Source organism: Amycolatopsis sp. NBC_00438 (assembly GCF_036026695.1).
In the GTDB taxonomy this organism is placed as follows: Bacteria; Actinomycetota; Actinomycetes; order Mycobacteriales; family Pseudonocardiaceae; genus Amycolatopsis.
This window is the reverse complement of sequence record NZ_CP107923.1, coordinates 6,593,181-6,617,049: the sequence shown is the minus strand read 5'-3', so window position 1 is coordinate 6,617,049 and position 23,869 is coordinate 6,593,181. Positions and strand designations below refer to the sequence as shown.

The following is a 23,869-nucleotide window of genomic DNA, read 5'->3' as shown; positions in this document are numbered from 1 at the left end:
CGGACGGGACGCCGCGCGAGCCGGTCAGTCCTGCGGGGTGAGCAGGACGATCGGGATCACGCGGTCGGTCTTCCGCGCGTATTCGTCGTACAGCGGGAAGATGCGCGCCATCCGGTCCCACAGGGGCGGGCGCTCGGCCGCGGGCACGACCCGGGCGCGGGCGGTGAACCGGCGGGTGCCGACCTGCACCCCGACGCTCGGGTCCGCTTCGAGGTTCTTGAACCACGCCGGATCCTCGTCGGCGCCGGCCTTGGAGGCGACGACGACGAAGTCGTCCCCCGCGGTGCCGTAGATCAGGCAGGTGCGGCGCGGTTCGCCGGTCTTGCGGCCGGTCGTGGCGAGGATGAGCGTGTACACGCCGTTCGACTCGTGGCCCTCGGTGCCGCCCGAGGCCAGGTACGTGCGGGTCTGCTCGGCGACCCAGTCCCACGAAGAGTCGGTGGCGCGGTCGAGGTCGTCGGCGACAGCCATGACGGACGGTCCTTTCCGGAGCGGGAGTCTGGTGTGGACGGTACGGCGCGCCGGCCTACGTCAGCTCCTCGACCAGCCCGATGATGACGCCCGCCGGCCCGCGGACGTAGCCGTACCGGCAGTAGTCCTCGTACCGCGCGACCTCGCCGACGAGTTCGGCGCCGTGGGGGCGCAGGCGGGCGAGGACGTCGTCGAGCGCGTCCACCACGAACGTGAAGCGGGGGATGCCCGGGACGTTCACCGGCGCCCGCGGCGCGGGACTGGTGGAGACCGGCGAACGGAACGCCGACACCTCGACCCGGCTGTGGCCGTCCGGGGTCCGCAGGAAGGCGATGTCCGCGCGGACGCCGTCCAGCCCGATCAGCTGATCGGCCCACTTGCCTTCGACGGTGGTCTCGCCTTCCAGCTCCAGGCCCAGTTCGACGAAGAACGCGACAGCGGCCGCGAGATCCTCGACGACGACGCCGACGTGGTCCATCCGGTGGATCGTCATGATTCCCCTCCCGGGTCACGCGGCCCTCGTGGCCGCTCGTACCCCTGGGACGGAGCCGGCGAGGCGTTCTCGACACGGCTTTCTGTGACCGTCGTCACGGTCGATGGAAGCCGGCCGGGGTGCCCGGTGTGGCCGCCCGGAGCCGTCAACCCAGCGTGGCCGCCTTGCGCAGCAGTACCGAGCGTTCGCGCTGGTTGGCGCACAGCCGGGCAGCCAGCTCCAGTTCGGCGCGCGCCTCCGGGCGCCGGCCGAGCCGGGCCAGCAGCTCACCGCGCACGGTCGGGACCAGGTGCGAACCCGGGAGCCGGTCCGTGGCGACCAGCTCGTCGACGATGGCCAGGGCCGGTTCCGGACCCGAGGCCATCGCCACGGCGACGGCCCGGTTGAGCTCGACCACCGGCGAGGGCGCGACCCGGCCCAGCGCCTCGTAGAGCACCACGATCCGGTCCCAGTCGGTCGCCTCGACCGAGGACGCCGACGCGTGGGTGGCGGCGATCGCGGCCTGCAGGCCGTAGGGGCCGAGGCCGCGAGCCGACGCCTTGGCCAGCGCGGCCAGCCCGCGGGTGATCGCCGAGAAGTCCCACCGCCGCCGGTCCTGGTCTTCGAGCAGGACCGGCGCACCGTCCGGGCCGGTCCGGGCCGGGAAGCGCGCGGCGGTCAGCTCGCACAACGCGAGCAGGCCGTGCACCTCCGGCTCGTCCGGCAGCACCGCGGCCAGTTTGCGGGCCAGCCGGATCGCCTCGTACGCGACGTCGGGGCGCACCAGCCGGTCACCCGAGGTCGCCGTCGACCCCTCGGTGAAGATCACGTAGAGGACGCTGAGCACGCCGCCCAGCCGCTCCCGGCGCTCGGTGGCGGTCGGCACCTCGAACGGCACACCGGCCGCCGCGATCGCCTTCTTGCCCCGGGTGATCCGGGCCTGCACGGCCGGCACGGAGACGAGGAACGCGCGGGCGATCTCCTCGGTGGTCAGGCCGCCGACCACCCGCAGGGTCAGCGCCACCCGGGACTCGGGGGAGAGCACCGGGTGGCAGCTGATGAACATCAGCGCGAGGACGTCGTCGTCGATCCGGTCGGGGTCGGCTTCTTCGGCGTCGATCCGGTCGTCGTCCGCCAGCAGGGCGTAGCGGTCCCGGAGGGCCGCCCGGCGGCGGATCGCGTCGATCGCCCGCCGCCGGGCCGTGGTCATCAGCCAGCCGGCCGGATCGGCCGGAGCGGCGCGCGGCCACGACACCAGCGCCTCGGCCACCGCTTCCTGGGCCGCGTCCTCGGCCAGCCCGAAGTCGCCGGTGAACCGGGTCAGCGCGGCGACGATCCGCGCCGACTCGATCCGCCAGACGGCTTCGACGTCGGCCGTCCCCATCAGCGCCGGCCGGTGCTCTCGGCGGACGTCCCGCTTTCCGCCGGGACCTCGTCCTCGCCGGGCACCCGCCGCACCTCGACCTTGGCCCCGCGCGCCGCCGGGACCCGCTTGGCCCACTCGACCGCCTCTTCCTTCGAGGCGACGTCGATCAGGAAGAACCCCCCGAAGAGCTCCTTGGTCTCCCCGTACGGCCCGTCGGTGACCACGGGCGTCTCGCCGCCGAAGTCGACCACGACGCCCTTGCCCGGGTCGTCCAGCCCTTCGGCCGCGACGTAGACGCCGGCCTTGAACAGGTCCTCGATGAACCGGCGGCTGGTGACCATCATCTCGTCGATGTCGGCCATCATGGCCGCGTTCGACTCGTCGGTGCCCCGCATGATCAGCATGTACTTCGACATCGGCTTCTCCTTGTCCGGCGGGCCGCCTCCCGGCCTTCGCACCCCCTGGTCGAGCGAGCGGCGCGCGGATCGACACGGCCCCGGAAGATTCTTTCGACGCACTCCGGCGGCCGGCGCGGACACCCCTGCTGACCAGCGAGCTTACCGGCGGACGGGGTGCCCGAAAATTCTTCGGACAAATTCCCGGCGGCGGTGTCGGATCGGGGCGGTGGTGTTCGTAGCAGGGGTGAGGCCGCCCGCGCCGGGCCGGCGCCGAGGCGAAGGAACCGCGATCATGAAGCTGACGACCATCACCCAGGTCACCCTCGACGGAGTCACCCAGGGCAACGGCGGCGCGTCGGAGGAGGACCGCCGGAACGGGTTCGAGCGCGGCGGCTGGGCCAAGGGCGCGGGTGACGACGAGACCAGGGCGTTCATCACGCGGACCTACCAGCGTGCCGGCGCGTACCTGTTCGGCCGGCGGACCTACGAACTGTTCGCCGGGTCCTGGGGATCGATCGACCGGATGCGCTCGCACCCCGTCGGCGTGGCGTTGAACGCGGCCCCCAAGTACGTCGCCTCGACGACGCTCACCGCGCCGGGCTGGGCGGACACGACCGTCCTTTCCGGCGACCTCGCGGCCGCGGTCGCGGACCTGAAGGCCCGGCCGGGCGGTGAGCTGCAGGTGCACGGCAGCGGCACCCTGACCCGGTGGCTGCTGGAGCGCGGTCTGGTCGACGAGATGATCCTGCTCGTGGTCCCGGTCGTGCTCGGCCAGGGCGCGCGGTTGTTCCCGGACGCCGGTCCGGACCTCGCGCTCGACCTCGTCGAGTCGCGAGCCGACTCGAAGGGCGTGACGATCCAGGTCTACCGGCCGGCCGGGCGCCCGCAGTACGCGATGGCCTGAAGCACACCCACCGTCTCGACCCGCAGGAGAGGATCTTCGGATGCAGTACCTGGTTTCCGTCATCGACGACAAGGACGACCCCGGCAGCACGGACCGGCAGCCGGCCATCAGCGAGTTCAACGAACGGCTGATCGCCGAGGGCTACTGGGTTTTCGCGGGCGGGCTCGCGGACACCGGCACGGCCACGGTCATCGACAACCGGGGCGGGCAGGCGGTGGTCACCGACGGCCCCTTCGTCGAGTCCAAGGAGTACCTCGCCGGCGTCTGGGTCTGGGAGGCCCCCGACCTGGACGTGGCGCTCAAGCTCGCCACCGAGGCGTCGAAGGTCTGCGATCGGAAGATCGAGGTGCGGCCGTTCCGATGACGGGCACCGACGACGTCGACGACGCGGTCATCCGGGTGCACCGCGAGGAGTGGGCCCGGGTGGTCGCCGCGCTGACCCGGCGGTTCGGTGACCTCGACGTCGCCGAGGAGGCGGCCGCCGAGGCGTTCGCGACCGCGGTCGAGCGGTGGCCGGCCGACGGCGTGCCGCCCAACCCCGGCGCCTGGCTGACCACCACCGCCACCCGCAAGGCCATCGACCGGATCCGGCGCGAGAACAAGCGCGACGACAAGCACGGGGAGGCCCAGAAGGAGGCACAGATGCGGTACGACGACGACCCGCCCGAGCCTCTCGGCGTCCTCGACGACGACCGGCTCCGGCTGATCTTCACCTGCTGTCACCCGGCGCTCGCGATGGACGCCCGCCTGGCGCTGACCCTGCGGCTGGTCGGCGGGCTGACCATGCCCGAGATCGCCCGCGCCTTCCTGGTCGCCGAGAGCACCATGGGGCAGCGGATCACCCGCGCGAAGGCCAAGATCAAGGCGGCCCGCATCCCTTACCGGATGCCGTCCGCCGAGGACCTCCCGGCCCGCGTCACCGGCGTGCTCGCCGTCCTCTTCCTCGTGTTCAACGAGGGTTACCTGGCGACGGGCCCGGACACCGATCCGGTCCGCCGGGACCTGACGGCCGAGGCGATCCGGCTCACCCGCCTGATCCGGGCCCTGCTGCCCGACGACGGCGAGGTCGCCGGGCTGCTGGCGCTGATGCTGCTCATCGAGGCCCGCGGCCCCGCCCGGATCTCGGCCGGCGGCGAACTGGTCGCGCTCGCCGAGCAGGACCGCGGGGCCTGGGACGCGGCGCTGATCGCCGAGGGGCACCGGCTGGTGCGCGAGCGCCTCGCCGCGGCCGCCGCCGGCGTGGCGCCGGGGCGCTACCAGATCCTCGCGGCGATCAACGCCGTGCACACCTCCGCCCGCGACATCCGCGACACCGACTGGTCGCAGGTCGTCGCCCTCTACGACCGGCTCGTCCGGCTCGACCCGTCGCCGATCGTCGCCCTCAACCGGGCCATCGCGGTCGCCGAACTGGACGGCCCGGACGTGGCGCTGGCCGCCGTCGACCGGCTCGCGGACAAGCTGGCCGGGTACCACGCCTACCACGTGACCCGCGCCGACCTGCTGCGCCGGCTGGGCCGGAGCCGGGAATCACGCGCGGCGTACGACAAGGCCATCGAGCTGGCGGGCAACACCGCGGAAATCGCCTACCTGACCCGCCGTCGCGACCAGTTGCGGTAGCCCTCGCGCCGGGCGGGACCAGCTGACAGAGTGACCCGATGCTGAAGCAGGTGGCCGACGGGGTCTGGGTCCGGCAGAGCGAGTGGGTCTGGAGCAACGCCGTCGTGGTGCGCGGCGACGCGGGGTTGACCGTGGTCGATCCCGGCATCGACGGCGCCGATCTGAACCAGCTCGCCGACGACGTGGACCGGCTCGGCATTCCGGTGGTCGCCGGGTTCGCCACCCACCCGCACTGGGACCACCTGCTGTGGCACGCCCGGTTCGGCGACGTGCCGCGCTACGCCACCGCCGCCTGCGCGCAGCTCGCCGGTGAAGCCCGGGAGCGGGCGCAGAAGATGGCTGCGGAGAGCGCGACGGGCATCCCGCTCGAGCTGGTCGCACTCCTCACCCCGCTGCCCGCGGACGGCGGAGGGGTGCCGGGCGAGATCGTCGAGCACCAGGCGCACGCCGTCGGCCACGCCGCGATCCTCCTCGCGGACCGGGGTGTCCTGCTCGCCGGCGACATGCTGTCCGACGTCCTGATCCCGCTGCTCGACCCGCGCCGCCCCGGTCAGCTGAGCGCCTACGAGACGGCCCTCGACCGCCTGGCCGAGGCAGCCGAGCACGTCGATGTCGTGATCCCCGGCCACGGCGCCGTGGCCGAAGGATCCGAGGTGGCGGCCCGTTTCGCCGCCGACCGCGCCTACCTCGGAGCGCTGCGGCGAGGCGAAGAACCGGCCGACGCGCGCCTCGAGCAGGACTGGCTCGCCGGCCCCCACCAGGCGAACGTGGAGCAGGCCCGGCGCTAGAGCCGCGCGTCCGAGGTCCGTTGACGGCGGTCCTGTCCCGCGCACCGAGGTGTGCATCCGCGGGCCGCAATCGGGGAGACGTCTGCGTTGTGCCGGATCGGCACCATGGAAACACGCACGGCGAAGGTATGAGGAACGCACATGACCGGCTGTGAGTCGCACCCGAGGGTGGGCCACGCCGACGCAGCCTCGCCGCCGGGCGCGGTCCGGTAATCGATCGAGGAAAGGAAGCACCCGCACATGCTGGAGATCTTCGAGTCCTTCGAAAACGAGAACGAGCTCGCAATCCTGGCGAACAACAACGTCGCCCCGGAAATCGAGTTCAGCTGGGACGAGGACTGACCGCACGATGATCGGATTGGCCCTCGGGGTGCGTCCTTAGCACACCCCGGGGGCCAACCGGCACGTCCAGGGTAACGCGTGCAGCGGCGTGGAGGAAGCAGATGTCAGCTGAATGGATCGCCGGGCACGTCCGGGTCGTCGCCGAGGGGCCGGACCGCTGCCTCCTGGTGCCCCCGAGCCGGACCGTTCTTCGCGTCCGCGTCGCGGCCGAACGGATGCGGAGCTGGCTCGCGCTCCTGGACGGCACCCGCACCGAAGAGGAACTGCTGGCCGCGGCCCCCGATCCCGGTGGGTTCGCCGAGGTCTGGGACGCGCTGACCCGCGACGGCTGCGTCCAGCCGGTCGCCGACACCCGGGACCGGTCCTGGTACCGGCTGCTCCCGCAAGCGCTGCGCACGCAGCGGCTCCACGACTACCGGTTCCTCTGGCTCGGCCCCGCCGGGCCCGTGACGGCGCTGGCCGAGGCCTGGCAGGCCGCCGGCCTGCGCACCGAGGCCCGCGTGTGCGCCGAGGACGGCCTCCTCACCGCCGCCGGCCAGGCGCTCGACGACCTCGGGCCGCGCCTGGTCGTCTGCCCGGTGTTCAGCCACGCGCCGGCGAAGGCCGTGATCGCGCTGGACGACGAGCTCGAACGGCTCGACGCGCTGCGGCTGGTCGTCCGGCTGCTCGACCACAAGATCTTCGCCGGGCCGGTGATCAAACCCGGTGTCGGCGCGACCATGTCGGACGTCTACCGCCGCCGGGAGGCCGCCGCGGCGTCCCCGGCGATGTTCCTGGCCGAGCACCAGGAGCCGCCGGCGGCCGAGCCGGATTCGCTGCGGCCCGCGGAACTGCGCTGGGCCGGCGCGACGCTGGCCGTGCAGGCCGAGCGCTGGCTCGCCGGGGCCGCCCGCGCCGAGATCCAGTCGGCCGAGCTGGTGCTGGACTGCGCGCACCTGAGCGTCGAGCACCACGGCATCATCGCCCTGCCCGACCAGGGCGACCGCCGTCGCGCGGTGCGCCGCACCGACGCGTGGCACCTGCGCGATCCCGAAGCCGGGGTGATCCGGTCGGTGAAGGTGCAGCCGACACCGGCGCACTTCCCGCGTTCACTGCACATCGCGGTGGCCCGCGCGGCCGACATGCGCCGGGTGATGGACTTTCCCAATGACCTGACCGCGTTCGGCTCCAGCTGGGAAAGCGCCGCGGCCGCCGAAGGCCCGGCGATCGGCGAGCTGATCGAGCGCTACTGCGCGAACTGGGTGTCGCCGCGGACGCCGATGGTGTCGGCGAGCTACACCGAGCTGACGCGGCGAGGGCTCGCCGCAGTGGCGCCGGACAGCCTCGTCGGGTACTCGGCGGACCAGCACGCGGAGCGCGGGTTCCCGTTCGCGCCGCTGGCCGAAGACACGACCGTGGCGTGGGTTCCGGGCCGCGGGCTGGTGAGCGGCGCCGAGCGGTGGGTCCCGGCGTGCTGGGTGTACGTGTCGTGGAACTCCGTGCGGCCGGAAGGCGAACAGCGGCACCTCTACCCGAACCTGTCCGGCATCGCGGGCGGCCGCACCTGGGCGGACGCCGTCGCGAACGGCCTGTGCGAGACGATCGAGCGCGACGCGTCCATGGTCTGGTGGGCGAACACGCCGGTGCTGCCGCGGGTTCCGCTCGCGGCGTTCGCGCCGGAACTCGCCGCCGAGCTCGGCGACCGGTTCCGGACGTCGATCATCCCGATCTCCGGCCGGTACGGCATGGCCACCGTCGCCGCCTGCGTGCAGGACGTCCGGTCGGACTTCCTGGCCATCGGGTTCGCGACCCGGCCCGGCTTCGCCGAAGCGGGCCGGAAAGCGCTTGCCGAAGGCGTCGGTCTCCAGTGGACCGGGCTGACGATGGGCGGGGCGCGGCCGGGCAGCGCGCAGGCGAACGTCCTTTCCGCGCAACGGAACCTCAAGCCGTTCCGGGCGGATTCGCGGTACCTGGACTCGTACCGGGCCGACTTCCGCGACGTCAAGGACCTGTCCTGCCAGCTGCAGATCTACCTGGACCCGCGGGCGGCCGCGCGGGTCTCGACGTGGACGCTCGACGTCCCCGCCGGTCTCCGCCCGGCCGAGCCGGCGGGTGCGCCGGAGACCGCGGACGCGCAGATCGGGCGGATCGCCGGGGCCCTGCAAGCGGAATTCGGCGAAGAACCGATCGCCGTCGACCTGACCACGCCGGACATCGCCGAGGCCGGGTTCTCGGCGGTGCGCGTGCTCAGCCCCGGCCTGGTGCCGAACTTCCCGGCGGCGTTCCCGCAGTGGGGCGGCGAGCGGGTGAGCCGGGCCGCCGTCACGCTCGGCTGGCGCGAGACGCCGCTGCCGGAGTCCGGGCTGAACCGCTTTCCGCTCGCGCACTACTGAGGAGGCAGGATGTTCGCCCGCTGGACGCAGCTCGACCTCGCCCGGATCCCGCGTGGCCGGTCCGTGCTCGCCTCGGTCGCCATCGACTCCGTCGCCGGCGGGGCCCTGGTGCCGTTCATCCCGCTGTACTTCGTCTTCCGGGCCGGGCTTTCCCAGCCCGCGGTCGGCGTGCTGATGACGCTGGCCGCGATCCTGGCCCTGCCGGCCGGGACCCTGGCCAGCCGGTTCGTCGGGCGGTTCGGCTCGGCACGCTGTCTCGTGGTCATCAACTACGCGCGGGCGTTCGCCGCGGTCGGGGCCCTGTTCGCGACCAGCCGGCTGCTCGCGTTGGTCGTCCTGCTGCTCTCGACCGCGGGCGACAACGCGTTCTGGGCCAGCAACTCGACTTTCGTCGCCGACATCACCGGGGACCAGCGGCGCCGGTGGTACGCGCTGGAAGGCAGCATCCGCAACGCCGCCATGGGGTTCGGCGCGCTGGTCGGCGGCATTTCGGTCGGGTTCGCCGGGAACGGCGGGCTGACCGTGTTCATGGCGCTGAACGCCGTGTCGTTCCTGGTCGCGGCGGTGCTGCTGCGCGGGGTGCGCACCGCGCCGCGGGTCGCCGGCGCCGAACGGCCGGCCCGCGCGCTGGCCGTCTACGCGGACGTCAGGTTCAGTGTTTTCCTGATCGCCTCGGTGCTGCTGGTGGTGCCGTTGCTGGCGATGCCGTCCGTGCTCACGCTGTCCCTGGTCCAAAAAGGACAATGGGGGGCCGGGCTGGCCGGAGCGCTGATCGCGCTCAACGTCGTGCTCCTCGTGCTGCTGCTGCCTGTGGTGTCGCGGCGGCTGGAGCGGTACCAGCACCGGACGGTCATGATCGCCGCGGCGCTGTCGATCGCGGCCGGCGCCGCCGTACTGGGCGTCGGCTTCCTGTTGCCGGCCTGGGGAACCGCGGTGTGCGCGGTGTTCGGCATGGTCGGGCTGACCGCCGGTGAGCTGCTGAGCACGTCGGTGATGAACGACTTCGTGGCCCGGATCGCGCCGGCCGCCCGGCTGGCCCAGTACATGGCGGCCTACCAGCTCGGCTGGGCCGCCGCCGGGCTGCTCTGGCCGGTGGTCATGCTGTCGCTGACCGCCCGCGGCGGGACGGTGGTGTGGCTGGTGACGGCGGCGTGCGGGGCGGTGGCCGCCGCCGCGTGCACCATGGTCCGCCCGCCACCCGCCCCGGTGGCCCCCGCCCCGCCCGCCGCCGTGGCGGCCGCGGTCCGATGATGCTCGCCGAGCGGCAACGGGGCCGCGCACTGCAGACGGTCTGCCTCACGTTCGGACGCGGTCAGCGCGACGAGCCGCTACCCGGCGCGGCGCACCTGGTGGAGCACGTGTTCCACTGCCGTGGCGACGCCGGGTCGGGACAGTTCTTCGCGTCGCTGCGCACCGCCGGCGCGATCTGCAACGCCTACACCGGAGCGGACTACGTCCAGTTCTGGGTGAGCGTGCCGCCGGCCGGGCTCGGCCGCTGGGCGCGGATCGCGCGGCGGCAGCTCGTCGATCCCGCGCACGAGCCGGCCGCGGTGCGGCGCGAACTCGACGTGATCGCGCAGGAGGTGGCGAGCAAGGTGCTGCGGCACCCGCAGCGCGGCTTCAGCGTGCAGTACAACCGGGCGGCGCTGTTCGACGACGAGGTCAACGCGCACAGTGGTTTTGTCGACAACCCGGCCCTTCGGGAACTGACGCCCGCCGGCCTCGACCGGTGGTTCCGGTTCTTCCTCGACCCAGCGGTCGCCCAGGTCGCGAGCGTCGGGCCGCTCGGGCCGGACGAGGTGGCGGAGCGGCTCTCGCCGTTGCTCGACGTGCTCGACGGGAACGCGGTGCCCGACGCGCCGCGGCCGCACGACCTGGGCGGCCCGCGGGTGATCCGGATCGAGCGCGCCGACGACTCGCCGCACGCCCGCGCGGTGTGCTTCCCGGTGGTCCGGACCGGGCGGTGGCTGACCGATCTCGCGGTCGCCCAGGTCGTGGCCGCGCTGCTGGGACAGGGTGGCGGCCGATCGCTGGTCGGCCGCCGCGCGCCCGCGGGGACGAACGTGACGGCGCGGGCCGGGATCAGCGGCGACCCGAACGAGGACCGCTCGCCGACGTGCCTGACCCTCGAGGCGACCGGGGAGACGGAGTGGCTGCCGGACGCGCTGGCTTCGGCGCTCGGGACCCTGGCCGACGGGCTCGATCCGGCGGTGGTGGCGGCTGCCGCGCGGTGGGTGCGCACCGGGGCGCTCAAGCGGTTCGACCGCCCGGTGCCGCGCACGCGCGCGGCCACCTGGCTGCGGATGTTCGCGGGCGCGTCCGTCGACGGCTACCTCGCCGAGCTGTCCGATGTGGACAGTGACCGGGTGACGAAGGCCGCGGTGGAACTGGCCGCGCACGGCGGCCGGGAGATCGTGCTGTGACCGCCGTCCTGGAGTGCCTGCCCGTGCGGATCGCGGTCGGCGGCTCGACGCGGCTGCCGGCGGACGTGTACCGGTCCGGGATCGCGTCCGGCCTGGCGCACGTCCGGTGGACGCTGGCCACGACCGGCGCGTCCGCGAAGGTCGCCGAGGCGTGGAAGCGGGCGGTCGCCGTGCGTCCGGAGTGGCGGGGCGTCGCCGCGAGCACCGGCGCCGGGGTGGGCACGAAGGTGCTCGCCGGGAAGCCGGCGTTGTCGTTCACGGTGACCGAAGACCGTCTCGGCGAGCTGCTCGGGTTTCTCGGCGGCACGCCCTTGACGTGGGCGGACCTGGACGTCGCCGACGCCGGACGCACCGCCGATCCGCGGCTCGCCGCCCGAAGACTCGCCGCCGGCGAAGACCTTTTCGTCCGGCCGGAAGGCCCGCTCGAAACGCACCTCACGATCCTCGCCGACCTCGACGGCCCCGCCGAGCCCGCCACGAGCCGCGAACCACCGGCAGACCTCACGTCGCCGAGGCGAGCCGGCGAAACGCACCGAGCCGGCAGCGGCCGGCAGACCTGGTACGCCGTGTACTGGGACCTGCCGCCACTGGACCCCGAACAAGCCGCGGCGGCGGAGCTGTTCCTCTTCGGCGTCGCCGGCGCGCCGTTCGCCCCGCTGTACCAGGCACTTCGCGACGACCTCGGGATCAGCTACGGCCTGCGCACCAGCGTCCAGCGCCGTCCTGGCCAAGCACGGGCGTGGCTCGAACTGAGCTTCCCCACCGACCGCGAAGCCGAGGTACGCGAAGCGACCGAGCGGGTCCTCGGCCACCACGACGTCGGAAAGTGGCTGGAGAACGCGCGGAACGTGCTGCTCTCCTCGGTGCTCGCCGCGCTGGATTTCGGGAGCGGGCAGGCGGACGCGCTGGCGTTCGGGCACGTCGTCGGCGATCCGGCATACTCGTGGAAGGTCGCGCACCACCTGGGCGGCACCGACCTCGTCCGGCTGCTGAACGGCGTCCCGGGCCCGCTGACCACACTGGGGTCCGCGAACATCGGCAGTTATCACGCGTGAGGAGAAGAAAGTGCGCATCCGAGCAGCCGTCGAGGGCGACCTGCCCGCCATCGCGGAAGTGGGCCACCGGACCTGGCCGCCCACGTACGAACCCTTGGCGGGCAAGGAATACGTCGCAGACGGATTGGCCCGTTGGTGGTCCGGTGACCTCCTCCGCCAAGCGCTCGAGCGCACGCTGGTCGCGGAAGACACCACGGGCGAGATCATCGGCATGACCAGCTTCGGCCCGGTCGAGGACGTGCTGATCGTGTGGAAGCTCTACGTCGTCCCGGAAGCACAGGGCTCGGGCGCCGGAACGGCGTTGCTGCGCAAGGTGATCGACACCGCGAAGGGCCACCACCGAGCGGTGCGGCTGGCGCACATCGAGGGCAACGACCGAGCGGCGAAGTTCTACGCCCACCACGGATTCACGCACCTGAAACGAGAGCCCGACACAAATGGCGGCCCGGACTCGGTGTGGCTCGAACGGGCCTGCTCGTAACGGCGTCAGGACGTCGAGCGGGGGCACTGCCGTCGCGACGTCGGTGAAGGTCCTCGCCGGACATCTCCTTCAGGCACTCAGGGCGAGCAGTTCGTCGAGCACTGGTTCCGGAGCGCCATAGGTGAGGTGCGCGACGGCCACCATCGGCGCGATCACCCGGCTCCAGGCGTACAGCCGGTCCCCGTCGAGCCCACACGACGTCGCCACCCGCTGACACCGCGCCTCGACACCGTCCTGCCCCGCACCGGCCACCACGAAGTCGACGGCGTCGAAGCACGGATCACCCCAGCACGCCTTCGGATCGATCGCGACCAGACCCCGGGCCGGACCGCCGTCGAGGACGTTGCCGAGGTGCAGATCACCGTGCAGCAACACGATTCTGGCCTGAGTGTCGAGCAACGCCTCACAGCGCCGCATCGCCCGCTGCCACGCGTCCGGCCTGATCCGCGCGCCGATCACCGGATCGGACAACCGCCGCCCGATCCGGGCGAAGGCCTCGTCACACCGGCCGCGCAGCTCCCAGGGCCAGCGCACGGGCGGCGGCACAGCATGCAGCGCGGCAAGCAACTCTCCCCACCGCTGCGGCAACGACTCCGGCGGCAGGTCCTCGGCCTCGGTGCCGGGCAGAACCTCCTCCAGCACCATCGCCCCGGCGTCCGCGTCCGCAGCCAACACGGCCGGCACCCGACCCGACGGCGCGAACAAGCGCAGCATCTCCACTTGCCTGGTCAGCAGCGCCCGATCCGGACTGAGCTTGAGCACCGCCGGCGTCCCGTCCCGCCATCGACACCGCAGGACAACCGAGGACGCCCCGCTCCGGAACACCTCACCGAGCACGGCTCCCCATCGGGAGGCCAGCCGCGCGGCGAGTTCCGGCACCTGGCCGAGCCACCCCTCGGCCTCAGGACCGAACCGATCCACCAACCGCGCGCCGACGTCTCCGATGTCCATCCCGGCAGTCTGCGCTCGAGGCGTCACACGCGCATATCGTTGAGTGGGGCGGCGTGCTCCCGGGGTGATAATGGCGGTGTGCTCGCGCCTTGGGGAGAGCTGCCGAACGTGGCCAGTGTCGTCCTGGTCGGCAGCGTCGGCGCCTTCGTGGCGGGCGAACTCGTCCAGGCGTTCCGTACGCGCCGCGGCGCAAAACTCGTCGATGTGCGCGCGGAGATCGTCTTCAGGGCGATGTTCTTCGGTGCGATCCTGCTGTGGCCGGTCGGCCGGGCCGTCGTCCCGGCCGCCCGCATCGGCGGAGGCGGCTGGCTGTTCGCGCTCGGGATCGTGCTCGGATGGCTCGGCCTGCTGCTGCGCTGGTGGTCCTTCGCCAGCCTGGGAAAGTACTTCACCGTGACGGTCCAGACCAGCGAAGACCAGCCCGTCGTGGACCACGGCCCCTACCGGCTCCTGCGCCACCCGAGCTACACCGGCCTGCTGTTCACCTTCACCGGCGGCGGCCTGATCGCGGACAACTGGGTGAGCGCGGCGGGCGCGGTCGCCGTGGTGCTGATCGCCCTGATCTACCGCCTGCGCATCGAGGAGCACGCCCTGGAGCAAGCGCTGGGCGACCGCTACCGGCGGTTCGCGGCGAGCCGGGCCCGGCTCATTCCCCACGTGTGGTGACCTCGACGCGCCTGCCCGACCACCCTGGCCGGCCGGTCCGCCGCGTCATGTGGCCAGGTCCGCGGCGTAGTTGCGCAGCCCATCGGTAACGCTGGAGGTCGTCGCTGTCGATGCGATCGAGGGCCAGGTCGATCAGGCCGGCGACAGCTTCGCGGCTGCGTCCGGCGCTGGTGAGGGCGAGTGCCTTGAACACCTTCACCGAGTCGTGCCCGGGGAACATCTCGTCGGCTTTCTCGAGCGCGGCGACGGCTTCGTCGACGCGCTCGAGGTTGCGCAGAGTGCTGCCGTACTGAAGCAGCTCGCGGCGGAGATCGTCACCGTCGAGGCCCGCGGCGAAGGCCCGCTCGTAGGCCGACGCGGCGTCGGACTCATGCCCGGCGTAGTCGAGCGCGCAGGCATAGGCGAACAAGGCTTCCCGGCTCTCGGGGTACTCGGCGAGCAGGTCCCGGAACCGCATGACGGTCGGAGCCTGACCCGACGGCCGGAGGCGGGCGGCTCGTCAGAGCGTCGGCTTACCCGGCTGGTAGAGCCAGGTGCGGAAGAACGAGTCGAGGTCGCGGTGGGTCTGTCGCTCGACGAACTGGATGAATTGCCGCGTCGAGACCGTGCCGTACCGGTGCGCCGTCGGCCACTGCGTGAGCACCTGGAAGAAGGCGCGGTCGCCGATCTTCACGCGCAGTGCCTGCAGTGCCATCGCGCCGCGGTTGTAGACCAGATCGTCGAAGATGTGATCACGTCCGGGGTCGGCGACTTCGCCGCTCCAGTCCTTCTCGTCGGCGTATGCCTTCGCGAAGGTCTGTTGCACGGGAACGTTGTTGAATTTCTCCTGGTAGAGCCATTCCGAGTAGGTCGCGAAGCCTTCGTTGAGCCAGATGTCCGACCAATGCACCGGAGTGAGGCTGTCGCCGAACCACTGGTGGCCGAGTTCGTGGGCGAGCAGATCGCCGTCGACGTCGCTGGTGCTCTGGTCGTAGACCGGGCGGCTCTGGGTCTCGAGGGCGTAGTCGACGCCGACGTCGGCGAGGATGCCGCCGGTCGAGTCGAACGGGTACGGCCCGTACATCGAGGATTCCCATTGGACGACCTGCGCCGTGGTCCGGTTGAACACCTCGCCCTGACCGGGCTGGGTGTCGATCGACTTGCCGATCGCGGTGATGTCCGGCAGGCCGCCGGCCGTCTTGCCGCGGGTGACGTCGTAGTCGCCGATCGCGAGCATGCTCAGCTCGCTGGACATCGGCCGGTTCATGGACCAGCGGAAGGTGGTCCGGTGATCGTGCGTGGTGGTGGGCCCGGGTTCGCCGTTGGCCAGCACGGTGAGCCCGGCCGGCACGGTGATGGTCTGGGTGTAGGTCGCTTTGTCGTCGGTGGTGTCGTTCACCGGGTAGTAGGTCGCCGCGCCGATCGGCTGGTTGAGCGCGACCGCGCCGTCCTTGGTGGCGACCCAGCCGGAGACGCCCAGCGCGGGGTCGTCGATCTTCTGCGGGACGCCGGCGTAGGACACCGAGACGACGAACGCACTGCCCTTCCGCAGCCCGTGCGGCGGGGTGATCACCAGCTCCTGGGCACCGCTGCGGGTGAAGGTGGCGTCCAGGCCGTTCACCGAGAGCCGGCTGATCTTCAGCGGCCCCCGGAAATCCAGGTCGAAGCGGGAGAGGTCCTGCGTGGCCGTGGCGAGAATCGTCGTGGTCGCGTCGATCGCTTCGGTTTCGGGGCTGAAGGCCAACCGGATGTCGTAGTGGCTGACGTCATAACCGCCGTTGCCCATGTCGGGAAAGTACGGATCCCCAGCGCCCGGCGCACCGGGGGAGTATCGAGGCGCTTGTGCCGGCGCCGCATCCGCAGCCGGACTCGCGGCGGCGAGCAGCCCGGCGGACAGTGCACAGGAGATGATCACCAAGTGACCACGCCTACGGTTGACGCCTCGCATCGGCCCTCCTAGGCAATCATCGACGCTGAAGAGTAGGACCGACCCGACACAAGGATCAACCCTGGTGAGCGGCCCCGAAGTCCGGTTCGGGCGGTTCCTGTCCGGTCGTGCCACAGAAGCCTTCGAATCCGGCATGCCTCGCCGCTCATGGGCGATCTAGAGGCTGCGGCACAGTCGCAAGACCTGGCTGATCGCGGGCAGTGCCGTCGATCGCCCAGGCCCGCCGGGGCGGCCATCACCTCGACAACGGAGGATGGCCCGGGCGGTGCTCCAGTCACGTTCCACCAGGAGTGCTGGATCGAACCCCTGACCCCCTCACTGCCAGTGAGAGTCGATCATGGCCCTGACCTGCGACGATAGGCCCAGCTGTGCCCCAGTAGAAACTGGTGTGAGACTAGGGCGGACCGTGATGAACCCATTCCCCATGAGTTGTCGACCTCCGTCGGCTGCCGACGCTGGTCATGCATCTCCGGCGCCGCAGTACTGGGCTTGATGCGGGTCGCGGTCGTAGCGCAGGCCGGTGCGGCCGACAGCGTGGACGAGGTTGTGCCAGAACCGGTCGAAGGCCAGTGGCTGCTTCCTTGCTCACCGCCGCATGTGACGGCATCTGCGACGTCCTTACACCGCTTGGAGGCGCCGGCGCTGAACTCGGCGGAATTGACGCTCTCGAAACATTGGCCGCGATGGCAGAATCGACGGCCGGTGGTAAGAGCGCTTTCGACGTTCTCGGCGTCGAAATTAACGCTGAACTCGGCCAAGCCGCCGAAATCGACCACCAGCACGGCCGGCGCTGCCGTGAACACCGCGTCGGCCAGCTGCGCCGCGGTCGCCCAGTCCACTGTGCCCGCGACCGCAAACACCACACCGCCGTTGAACCTCCGCTGGTAACCGACATCGAGTTGTGCCAGGGAGACGGTGACCACCAGCGTGTCGTCACCACCGAGTCCGGACAGGCGTGAATGCGGCGATCAACCGTCGGTGGTCGCAGGTCTCGCCTGCGTCAGTCTCGACAAGATGGGTTTGATCATCGCGACGCCGAGGGCGTTGGCGTAGGCCTGGGCCGCTTCCTCCGTCCAGAGTCCGCTGACGCCGAGCTCCTGAGCCGCGATGTCCCGGCCCAGCCGTCGGGTGTCGAACCGGATGACGCCGACCACCGTTCCGAACGGGTCGCGCAGTGGCGCCGACTGCAGCGCCTGCGCGGTGCCGTTCACCGCGCCGGGTACCTCCGCGGACAAGATCGGTGTGGTCGCGCTGGCGATCTGGATCTGCCAGGTGAGCAGGTTGGCGGTGTCGGTCAGCCAGTCGTAGTAGGCCGCCGCCCATTTCCCGGGGTCGTCCAGGTACGGCTTCATCTGCGCGACGCCGTCGCGATAGCCCTGGATGTACAAGGCGTTGCTCGCCTCCTGGTACTGCGGACCGACCGTCTTGCTCTTGCCCATGTTCTCCCAGGCGGTGTGCATGACGTGGGTGTTCATCCCGCGCAGCAGATCCTTGTACTGCGAGTCGGCGCCGAGGTTGTCGTAGAGCATCTGGCCCGTGCCGAGGACGGCGTGGTCGTGGAAGAACTGCTTGGAGGTGGTGAACACGGCTTCCGCGCCCTCGGGCAGGGAGTAGGGGTGACCGTAGATGCCCTCGATCCACTGGGCGTCCAGCGCGTTGACGAGACACTTGTTGAAGTAGCCGCCACACGTGATCTGGGCGAAATCGACGGTGACCTGGTTGCCCTTGGCATCGGTGACGATCTGGATCGACGAGACGTTGTCCAGGTCCTGCAGGGACATCGTGGCGGTGGGCGCCGCGGCGGCGAGGACACTCGCACGGCCGGCACGAGCGGCGCGGGCCGCGGCCAGCGCGGGCGCCGTCTTCGTGCTGCCACGCCAGTCGTACTCGTTGTCGTCGTTGTCGGTCGAGACACCGGTGAACGAGTGGTTTCCCGAGGCCGGCAGGATCGTGAACGCGTCCTGCTGGAAGGGTGGTTCGAACTGCGGGACCATCTCCAGCGTGGTCTCGCCCTTGCCGCGGTCGACCTTTCCCACGGCTTGAACGGCGCGGCAGCAGCTTTCTTGAGTCGCCGCTGGGTGTGGTAGACCTGTTCCAATCCCACCCCTCGCACAGCTTGCGGCGCGTCGCCACCGGTGGAAATCGTTCCGACCAAGGCTGTCCCGCAGTCGGTCAGGTTGAGCCGGGCCTGAAACGTGGGGTCGCCCTCCTTGCCCTGGATCAGCAGCGCGTGGTTGGCGCCGTGGTAGTCGACGGTGTGCACGTGTTTTCCCCGGTGCATCACCATGTCCGGCAGCACGACGAGCTGACCATCGGGCACCCACGCCGTGCCGTCGTGGACCTCGGTCTCGTAAACGCGATCGTGTGCGGCGCGAGCGTCACCGAGCGCGAAGGGAACGGGTCGATTCATGGGCATGACTGAAACCGCCTTGTAGTCGTCGAAGCGCGAAAACGCGCAGCCTTTTGACACCGACAAACAGGAGTTTCCGGAGCAGGTGACCGAGGACCACGTGACGCAGCGAGGGCCCTTGCGCCCAGCGTCCGATCATCAGGTCACGGTGACGTCGCCGACCCTCTCCCGCCCCCCCTTGCCGGGCATCCACCTCTGACTCGCCGGGACGTTTCACCGCGTTAACCGGCATTCGAGTGATGCTGCGACTGTGTGCACCTGCTGCTGTGTCAAGGACTCGGCCTTCGCTCAGTCCGCCGAGGGACGTCGTCCACGGCCGGTGGCGGCGGCAGTTCGATCTCCAGCCGGCGATCCGGACGCGGCCGGCCGGGTCGCGAAGTGTGGTCCTGCGCGAAATCACGGGTCTGCCTTACGTCGAGCCAGGTAACGCATTCCGCTTGCCGGTCGCACTGCTCGGCGTCGCCGACGAGGCGGCGACGGGCCGTGTCCTGCAGCCGGGGGTGCAGTCGTTCTTGGCATTGGCCGACGGTCCGGGTCGCGCCCGCGTTCTTCGAGTCCGTCACCCGGCTGAGCCGGTCCCCAAGGAACCGGCTCAGCGTTGTCGCGCGGATACCTCAGGGGATGATGACGTTGTTTCCGGCACCGCCATCGAGGATGTCGTTGCCGCCCCGGCCCTCGAGCCGATCGTCACCGACGCCACCGAACAGCTCGTCGTTGCCCGGCGAACCGACCAAGATATCGTTTCCTCCGGGGGTCAGAATCGGACTGGCATCGCCGCTCTCGATGAGAGTCTCGACCGTGCCGGCGGGCAGGCCGCCGGCGTCGATGACGTCATCGCCGGCATTTCCGCTCACCCCGAAAAACTGCGCGCCGGTGACCAGTACTGCCCCGGACCCGGCTCCGCTCACCGAAACGCCCTTGGCCGCCGAGCCGGCGATCCGGATCCTGTCCGGGCCATCTGTGCCAGAGATATTGAAGGTGTTCCGCAAGCCGGGATTGGGACTGACGAAGGAGCCGAGGTTGACCCGCATCACGCTGATGTCGGTGCCTAGCCCCGCGACGGACACCGAATTCGGGCGCGCATCGGTCGGACCGGAGGCCAGGTTCAGCTTCACCTGCTCGACGCCACCGACGTCCAGCACGTCCTGAATCACGGTGCTCGGGGCGGTGGGCTGGACGCGGCGCAGCGTCGTCCGTGGTCCGTTGGCACTGACGAGGACAGTTTCGGTGAAGGAGGGAATCGTGGGGGATCCGTTGACGATCAGGCCGTCGGTCCCGGCGCCGCCGTCGAGGTGGTCGTTGCCGTCGCCGGTGTTGAGAGTGAACTCGTCGGTGTCCGCGCCCAGGCTCACTGTGTCGTTGCCGGGGCCCCCGACCACCCTGTCGTTGCCTGGGCCGCCGACAATGGTGTCGGCGCCCGAACCACCGGTGATTTTGTCGCGTCCGTCGCCGCCGATGAATTCGCCCTGTGGCATGACGCCGTTGGTCTCATCGAATTTCAGGGTGTCGTCGCCGGCTCCGCCATCCATGTGGATCAGCGACACGGTGGCGGTCGTTGCGGCTCCGCCCAGCACGACGGCGCCGTTGAGGGTGATGGTGCCGGCCGGGGTTCTGCCTACTACGAGGCCATTGTTCCCCGCGTCGCCGGTGACGGTGAGCACCGACCCGTTCAGCGCCACGGTGACGCCGGCCGGCGCGGCGTGCGCCGGCACCGCGGTCAGCCCGGCAGCCCCGATCATGGCGGTGCCGGCGACGAGCGGGCCGAGGACCGTCCGACGAATTCTGCGTCGACTGAACATGTGCAATCTCCTGAGTGTTGTTGATGATGTGGTTGTTACTGACGTCGGACGTGGGCGTGTCCGGTCACTTGCTGCGGTCAGGAAGGGGGCGGTGGTGCCGGTAGTGATGCCGAGGTCGTGGAGGAGGGTTTGCATGCCGACGCGTAACGTTTCGTAGTCGCGGTAGGCCTTGCTGCGAAGCCCGCATCTCCCGTAGCTCTCCTGCCTGGGGTGCTCGATCAGCGAACGTTTGCGGCCTGGTACCAACCTTGAGCCAGATCGGGCCGCTGGGCATCCGTGCCCGCCACGGATCCGGAGATTCCGTGGCGGCCACGGATGCCTTCGCCGACGCCTTCACCGCCGCGCGGGCCGGCCGGGCCGTTCCCCCTCCGCCATGCCGGCGCAGCGGACCGGGGCCGGGCAGCGATACGTCCCGACGAACACGACCTCGTTCTCGCGTTCGACTGACAGCGTCAGGCCGGCGGGGGACAATCCGAACGTGGCCGATCAGGAGGTACCTGCCGAGGTGGGCATCTCCGCACGGGAGGCCGAGGTACTCGCTGCGCTCGGTGACCATCTGACCAATGCCGAGATCGGCGCCCGGCTGACCGTCTCCATCCGCACCGTGGAAAGTCACGTCTCCTCCCTGCTGCGGAAGCTTCAGGTGGCCAATCGCCGCGCCCTGGCCGTTGTCGCAGCAACCACGCGGCCCGCGCTGGGGACTCAACCGGTCCGGGCCACGACAGTCGCCGTCCTGCCCGCCCGGCTGACGCCCTTCGTCGGGCGGGTGGCCGAACGGGCGGCGCTGACCGAGGCGCTCGGCCGGCGCCGCCTGGTCACGGCCGTCGGTCCGGGCGGGGTCGGCAAAACCCGGCTGGCCCTGAGCGTCGCCGGTGAGATGACGGACCGGTTCGCCGACGGCGTCTCATACGTCGACCTGGTACCGGTGACCGATACGTCGATGATCGCCCCGGCGATCGCTGACGCGCTCGGCATCGGAGAGAGCCAAGGCCACTCGGCCACGGATCATGTCCTCGGCCGGCTGGCCGACCGGGAAACGCTGCTTGTGCTGGACAACTGCGAGCACGTGGCCGACGGTGTGGTGCTCCTGCTGGAACAGCTCCTCGCCGGCAGTCCCCGGCTGACGGTGCTCGCCACCAGCCGGGCCAGGTTGCTGGTGCCCTTCGAATGGGTGTTCCCGGTGCCCGGGCTGTCCGTCGAGGCCGACGACGGTGGACTGGGGGACGCGGTCGAGCTGTTCGCCGGGCGAGCCGCGGCCGGCGGGAGACCGCCGATGCCCGAGGACACGAAACGGATCGCCGCGATCTGCCGGGGCCTGGACGGCATGGCGTTGGCGATCGAGCTGGCCGCCGCCCGGTTCCCGTCGCTGGGGCTCGATGGGCTCGAAGCCGGGTTGGCCGACCGGCTGCGCCTGCTGGCCGGCGGCGCGCGCATCGATGACCGGCATCGTTCGGTGCGTTCGACGCTGGACTGGAGTTACGCGCTGCTGGCCGAGCCGGTTCAGGCGGTGCTGCGCCGGGTCTCGGTTTTCGCCGGCCCGTTCACCGCCGCCGCGGCGGCCACTGTGGCCGGTTGGCCGCCGGTGCCGGCCGGCGCCGTTCCCACCATCTTGGCTGAGCTGGCCGAGCAGAGTTTGCTGGTCGCGATCGTGGGGCCGGGCGGGACTCGCTACCGCGTCTGGGAAACCATCCGCCAATACGGTGTCGATCGGCTCGAAGAGGCGGGCGAGGCGGTCGAGGCGTTCTCCCGTCATCTGAGCTGGTGCCTGGATGAAAGTGCTGCTCTGGTGGCCCGGGAACCGGTCGACGCATGGCGGGCCGGGTTCGATGAGGTCGTCGATGAGCTGCGGGGTGCGCTGGCCTGGGCAGCGGGCAACGATCGATACCGCCCGGAGGCTTACCGGCTGGCGATCGGGCTGGCCGAACTGAGCTTCACCCGCGGGATGCCCGGCGAGTCGCAGCGACGCTACGAGCAGGCGGCCGGGCTCGCCGCCGACGACCTGGCCGCCGCCGACGCCTTGCGCGGCGCCGCAGGCGCGGCGGAGTCGCGGCATGTCGGCACCGAGGCTCTGCGGCTGCGTCGGTGCGCGGCCGACGCAGCGCTGCGCGCGGGTGATCGGGCCGGCGCGGCTGGTGACCTCGCCCGCAATGCCGTGCTGATCTATCGTGCCCCCGGACTCATGGCCACCGCACCCGCGGTCGGCGAAGTCGAGGCGCTGGTCACCGAGGGGTGGGCGCTGGCCGGCAGCGACCTGGCCGCGCAGGCGCGGCTGCTGACCGCCGAGGCGTTCAACGGCGCCATCGACGATCCAGCCACCGTCGAATTCATCGAGCGCGCTCTCACCCTGGCCCGTCGCATCGGCGACCCGTTGATCGAGAATGCCGCACTGGACCAGCTCACTGCGGTACAGCTGGCTCGGGGGCAGGTCCGTGCCGCAGCGGCCAGCGCGTTGCGGCGCGCGGAGCTGCTGGCGTCGATGCCGGTGACGGCGGTGGCCGGGTTGGAGTTCTTCGACAGTTTCGGCATGGCCGCCGAGTGCGCTGTCGCCACCGGCGATCTGCCGGCCGCGAGGAGACTGGCCGAACGCCTGCGAGACCTGCCCTTCCATGCGGAGGAGGGCCACCTGGCCACCGTGCAGCTGCTCCTCGTCACGGCGCTGGCGGGCGACTGGGACGAGACGATCACGCTGGCGGAGCGATTCCGCGAGGGGTGGGAGCGGGCCGGACGCCCCCGTGCGGGCAATCTCAGTGGCGGCGCGTATGCGGCCGCGACCGTGCACGGACTGCGTGGGGACGACGACGCCCGGGCCGCGTGGCTGGACATTTTCGACGCCCTCATGACGCCAGGACGCCTGCGGACCGACGTTACCTTCGGCGACTTCTTCGACGCCTTGCTCCTGCTGCACTGCGGTCAGGCCGAGGAGGCGACGCAGGTGTTGGACACGTCGCCGGAGCAGTCGACGCACTTGTACGCCGAGTGGCGTCCCTGGTATGCCGCGCTGTGGGCCGAGGCAGCCGTTCTGTCCGGGCACGAGGATGTCGCAGCCCGCCTGCAGCGCGCACGCGTGGCGGCGGACGGCAATCCGATCGCGATCGCCATCGTCGACCGCGCAGCGGCCCTGCACACCGGCGGCCGCGACGGGTTGAGCACCGCAGCCGCCGCCCTGCAGGACGCCGGCTGCCGCTACCAGTGGGCACGGACGCTGGTGTTCATCGGCGGGGAGCAGCGAGCACGCGGCGAGTCCGTACTTGCGGCGATGGGCGCCACGCCCATGGCCTGGTCTCCGGAATGATGTTCGAACGAGTCTCGGTGTTGACCTTCGTCAACCGGTGCTCGATGCGCGCTCGGCTTCAGCGAGCAGATCGGCGATCCCGCTGTCGCGCGGGCGTTCATCCGGGAACAGTGGGGGCTGCCCAAGCCCGGCGCG

22 protein-coding genes are annotated in these 23,869 nt (G+C 71.2%); 12 read left to right on the top strand and 10 right to left on the bottom strand.

Going from position 1 to position 23,869, the window contains the following annotated elements:
- Positions 1 to 24: 24 nt before the first annotated feature.
- The 4 genes from OG494_RS29580 to OG494_RS29565 all read right to left on the bottom strand — a co-directional run bounded on the left by OG494_RS29580 (position 25) and on the right by OG494_RS29565 (position 2,725).
- Positions 25 to 471 carry a nitroreductase family deazaflavin-dependent oxidoreductase gene (locus tag OG494_RS29580; RefSeq protein WP_328444241.1) on the bottom strand — a complete coding sequence of 149 codons (447 nt, stop codon included), beginning with the start codon at positions 469 to 471 and terminating at the stop codon, positions 25 to 27.
- 55 nt (positions 472 to 526) lie between these two features.
- Positions 527 to 964, bottom strand: coding sequence for a VOC family protein (locus tag OG494_RS29575; protein ID WP_328444239.1), 438 nt, complete (start codon positions 962 to 964; stop codon positions 527 to 529).
- 145 nt (positions 965 to 1,109) lie between these two features.
- The gene (locus OG494_RS29570; RefSeq protein ID WP_328444237.1) at positions 1,110 to 2,327 is read right to left on the bottom strand and encodes an RNA polymerase sigma factor; all 1,218 of its coding nucleotides are present in this window, start codon (positions 2,325 to 2,327) and stop codon (positions 1,110 to 1,112) included.
- Positions 2,327 to 2,725 (bottom strand): YciI family protein, encoded by a 399-nt coding sequence (locus OG494_RS29565; protein WP_328444235.1) that lies wholly within the window; start codon positions 2,723 to 2,725, stop codon positions 2,327 to 2,329. The genes OG494_RS29570 and OG494_RS29565 overlap by 1 nt, the downstream gene beginning before the upstream one ends.
- A 274-nt stretch (positions 2,726 to 2,999) precedes the next feature.
- Here OG494_RS29565 and OG494_RS29560 point away from each other — a divergent pair, with 274 nt between their 5' ends.
- The 9 genes from OG494_RS29560 to OG494_RS29520 all read left to right on the top strand — a co-directional run bounded on the left by OG494_RS29560 (position 3,000) and on the right by OG494_RS29520 (position 12,689).
- Complete coding sequence (locus OG494_RS29560; protein WP_328444233.1) at positions 3,000 to 3,611, top strand: dihydrofolate reductase family protein; 612 nt, start codon at positions 3,000 to 3,002, stop codon at positions 3,609 to 3,611.
- Between the two features lie 40 nt (positions 3,612 to 3,651).
- A complete protein-coding gene (locus OG494_RS29555) occupies positions 3,652 to 3,975 on the top strand; it encodes a YciI family protein (RefSeq protein ID WP_328444231.1) in 324 nt (107 codons plus the stop codon).
- Positions 3,972 to 5,228, top strand: a complete 1,257-nt coding sequence (locus tag OG494_RS29550) for an RNA polymerase sigma factor (RefSeq protein ID WP_328444229.1) — start codon at positions 3,972 to 3,974, stop codon at positions 5,226 to 5,228. Before OG494_RS29555 ends, OG494_RS29550 begins: the two co-directional genes overlap by 4 nt.
- A 38-nt stretch (positions 5,229 to 5,266) precedes the next feature.
- Positions 5,267 to 6,016: an MBL fold metallo-hydrolase gene (locus OG494_RS29545; RefSeq protein WP_328444227.1), complete on the top strand. Its 750-nt coding sequence runs from the start codon at positions 5,267 to 5,269 to the stop codon at positions 6,014 to 6,016.
- Between the two features lie 443 nt (positions 6,017 to 6,459).
- Positions 6,460 to 8,730, top strand: a complete 2,271-nt coding sequence (locus OG494_RS29540; RefSeq protein ID WP_328444224.1) for a YcaO-like family protein — start codon at positions 6,460 to 6,462, stop codon at positions 8,728 to 8,730.
- 9 nt (positions 8,731 to 8,739) lie between these two features.
- Positions 8,740 to 9,981: an MFS transporter gene (locus tag OG494_RS29535; RefSeq protein ID WP_328444222.1), complete on the top strand. Its 1,242-nt coding sequence runs from the start codon at positions 8,740 to 8,742 to the stop codon at positions 9,979 to 9,981.
- Positions 9,978 to 11,153: an insulinase family protein gene (locus OG494_RS29530; protein WP_328444220.1), complete on the top strand. Its 1,176-nt coding sequence runs from the start codon at positions 9,978 to 9,980 to the stop codon at positions 11,151 to 11,153. The genes OG494_RS29535 and OG494_RS29530 overlap by 4 nt, the downstream gene beginning before the upstream one ends.
- Positions 11,150 to 12,208, top strand: coding sequence for an insulinase family protein (locus OG494_RS29525; protein WP_328444218.1), 1,059 nt, complete (start codon positions 11,150 to 11,152; stop codon positions 12,206 to 12,208). Before OG494_RS29530 ends, OG494_RS29525 begins: the two co-directional genes overlap by 4 nt.
- A gap of 10 nt (positions 12,209 to 12,218) precedes the next feature.
- On the top strand, positions 12,219 to 12,689 hold the full coding sequence (locus tag OG494_RS29520; RefSeq protein WP_328444216.1) for a GNAT family N-acetyltransferase: 471 nt from the start codon (positions 12,219 to 12,221) through the stop codon (positions 12,687 to 12,689).
- Between the two features lie 69 nt (positions 12,690 to 12,758).
- Here OG494_RS29520 and OG494_RS29515 read toward each other — a convergent pair whose 3' ends face one another.
- Positions 12,759 to 13,640 carry an aminoglycoside phosphotransferase family protein gene (locus OG494_RS29515; RefSeq protein ID WP_328444214.1) on the bottom strand — a complete coding sequence of 294 codons (882 nt, stop codon included), beginning with the start codon at positions 13,638 to 13,640 and terminating at the stop codon, positions 12,759 to 12,761.
- A gap of 108 nt (positions 13,641 to 13,748) precedes the next feature.
- Between OG494_RS29515 and OG494_RS29510 the strand changes: the two genes are divergently transcribed.
- A complete protein-coding gene (locus OG494_RS29510; protein ID WP_328444210.1) occupies positions 13,749 to 14,306 on the top strand; it encodes a methyltransferase family protein in 558 nt (185 codons plus the stop codon).
- Here the strand turns inward: OG494_RS29510 and OG494_RS29505 are convergent.
- The 4 genes from OG494_RS29505 to OG494_RS29490 form a co-directional block, all read right to left on the bottom strand.
- Positions 14,287 to 14,763: a tetratricopeptide repeat protein gene (locus OG494_RS29505; protein WP_328444208.1), complete on the bottom strand. Its 477-nt coding sequence runs from the start codon at positions 14,761 to 14,763 to the stop codon at positions 14,287 to 14,289. The two genes, OG494_RS29510 and OG494_RS29505, sit on opposite strands and share 20 nt — an antisense overlap.
- Positions 14,764 to 14,805: 42 nt before the next feature.
- The gene (locus OG494_RS29500; protein ID WP_328444206.1) at positions 14,806 to 16,071 is read right to left on the bottom strand and encodes a M1 family metallopeptidase; all 1,266 of its coding nucleotides are present in this window, start codon (positions 16,069 to 16,071) and stop codon (positions 14,806 to 14,808) included.
- Positions 16,072 to 16,568: 497 nt separating this feature from the next.
- Positions 16,569 to 17,156, bottom strand: coding sequence for a hypothetical protein (locus OG494_RS29495; protein ID WP_328444204.1), 588 nt, complete (start codon positions 17,154 to 17,156; stop codon positions 16,569 to 16,571).
- 45 nt (positions 17,157 to 17,201) lie between these two features.
- Positions 17,202 to 18,269: a hypothetical protein gene (locus tag OG494_RS29490; RefSeq protein ID WP_328444202.1), complete on the bottom strand. Its 1,068-nt coding sequence runs from the start codon at positions 18,267 to 18,269 to the stop codon at positions 17,202 to 17,204.
- A gap of 44 nt (positions 18,270 to 18,313) precedes the next feature.
- Between OG494_RS29490 and OG494_RS29485 the strand changes: the two genes are divergently transcribed.
- Positions 18,314 to 18,655, top strand: a complete 342-nt coding sequence (locus OG494_RS29485; RefSeq protein ID WP_328444200.1) for a hypothetical protein — start codon at positions 18,314 to 18,316, stop codon at positions 18,653 to 18,655.
- Positions 18,656 to 19,257: 602 nt separating this feature from the next.
- On the opposite strand, the gene OG494_RS29480 is transcribed toward OG494_RS29485, so the two are convergent.
- Positions 19,258 to 20,442, bottom strand: a complete 1,185-nt coding sequence (locus OG494_RS29480; protein ID WP_328444198.1) for a calcium-binding protein — start codon at positions 20,440 to 20,442, stop codon at positions 19,258 to 19,260.
- Positions 20,443 to 20,920: 478 nt separating this feature from the next.
- Between OG494_RS29480 and OG494_RS29475 the strand changes: the two genes are divergently transcribed.
- The gene (locus tag OG494_RS29475) at positions 20,921 to 23,734 is read left to right on the top strand and encodes an ATP-binding protein (RefSeq protein ID WP_328444196.1); all 2,814 of its coding nucleotides are present in this window, start codon (positions 20,921 to 20,923) and stop codon (positions 23,732 to 23,734) included.
- Positions 23,735 to 23,869 lie beyond the last annotated feature (135 nt).